This is a genomic window from Streptomyces sp. NPDC031274, from assembly GCF_055570235.1.
Genome location: NZ_JBVIHP010000268.1, coordinates 1 through 1,324 on the forward strand (window position 1 = coordinate 1; position 1,324 = coordinate 1,324).

A 1,324-nucleotide genomic window follows, 5' to 3' on the forward strand; every position below is an offset into this window, starting at 1 on the left:
GCGCTTCCGGTGGCGCCGCAACGAGGGCGCCGATAGCCGACGCGCCCGCACCCGAGGTATCCATCCCGCTCACATCAGGCATCAGGCATATCCGGCTTCGCGGCGGCCATCAAGCTCCTCGGAACGAACACCAGACGTTCACCCGGACCAATGGAAACCCCTGCGGGGAGCCGGCCAGCCACCTCGTCTGTGACGTCACGGCCGATGATGGCGACATCACCGTTATCCAACTCCCAGACGTCCGGACAGGTCTCCGAGCCGCTCGTCAGCCCCAACTCCTGAGGGGAACGGCCCAAACGGCGCACGAACTTAGCTTCGGCATCTGCTTCCCACGGGCGCCCCTGGTCCATCAGCCCAACCCCCATCTGTAGCCACACGCATACGTCAAGTGAAGATCATGCCGAGGCTAACCAACGAGCCCTCACGGCCGCAATGGCATCAGCCGAACAACGCCGCCATCGCAACGAGTTGGATGCGGACGTAGGCGACGAAAGATTGCCTTTCCGCCAAATGAGCCTGCAGTTCGGAGAGATGAATCGGCTTCCATCCAGTCGAGGACATCGGGATCCTCACCGGCGACCAGCAAAGATCAACCACCTCTGAAACTATGGCAAGAGGGCTGTCACGCAGGGGGAGAACGTGGACCAAGACGAAATCACACAGCAGCTACGACAGGCACCGATCGGCGACGCCCGCACTCTGGACCGGATCTGCGAGCAGGTAGCAGCCGAACTGCTCGACGCCGGCATGGTGCCCGACTTCGATATCCCCTCGGCAGACTTCGTCACCGACGCCTTCTTGATCTGCGCAGACCGCTACTGGCGACGCCGCCTCCTCGCCGAGCCCACCCTCGACACCGCCGTCCACTGCGTCCTCTGGCTCACAGACCACACTGCCGCCGAACACCATCAAACCGTCGAGGAAACCTGGGCTCTCGGCTACGCCTTCATCACCCGAGACACCGTCGACGCGGACACCACCGTCGAGGCAGTGACCTCCCAACTCGAAGGCCTCGCACCCCACAGCGTGGACGCCGCGTACTTCGCGCTCCTCTACCAGGCCGGAAAACTCCGCGGGAACCTCAACTTCGACGACCTCTACCGGCTCACCTTCTACAGCCGCCTCGCCGAAGCCTGCGCCGTCCGCCGAACAGACCCCCTGTTCGTGGCGCTCCAAGCCTTCGCCGAATTCGGCAGCACCATCTACCGCTCCGAACACGCCCTGGAGCTGATGCGCCGAGCCTGGGAGCACCCCAACTGCAGCCGAGCCACCATGGATGTCTGCCTCAACGGCCTCGCACTCAGCACCCCGTTCACCGAGCAGG

General features: G+C 64.0%; 2 protein-coding genes. One reads left to right on the top strand and one right to left on the bottom strand.

All coding sequences use genetic code 11. The features are described 5' to 3' along the window. Window positions 1–74: 74 nt before the first annotated feature. Complete coding sequence (locus ACZ5CR_RS45550; RefSeq protein WP_468869666.1) at window positions 75–350, bottom strand: hypothetical protein; 276 nt, start codon at window positions 348–350, stop codon at window positions 75–77. 289 nt (window positions 351–639) lie between these two features. On the opposite strand from ACZ5CR_RS45550, the gene ACZ5CR_RS45555 reads away from it, so the two are divergent. Next, window positions 640–1,324 (top strand): hypothetical protein (locus ACZ5CR_RS45555; protein ID WP_468869669.1); only part of this gene is annotated, 685 nt, incomplete at its 3' end.

Bases quoted from the DNA above. Each gene is read 5' to 3' on its own strand.
- ACZ5CR_RS45550 (WP_468869666.1), bottom strand. From the start codon at position 350: ATGGACCAGGGGCGCCCGTGGGAAGCAGATGCCGAAGCTAAGTTCGTG.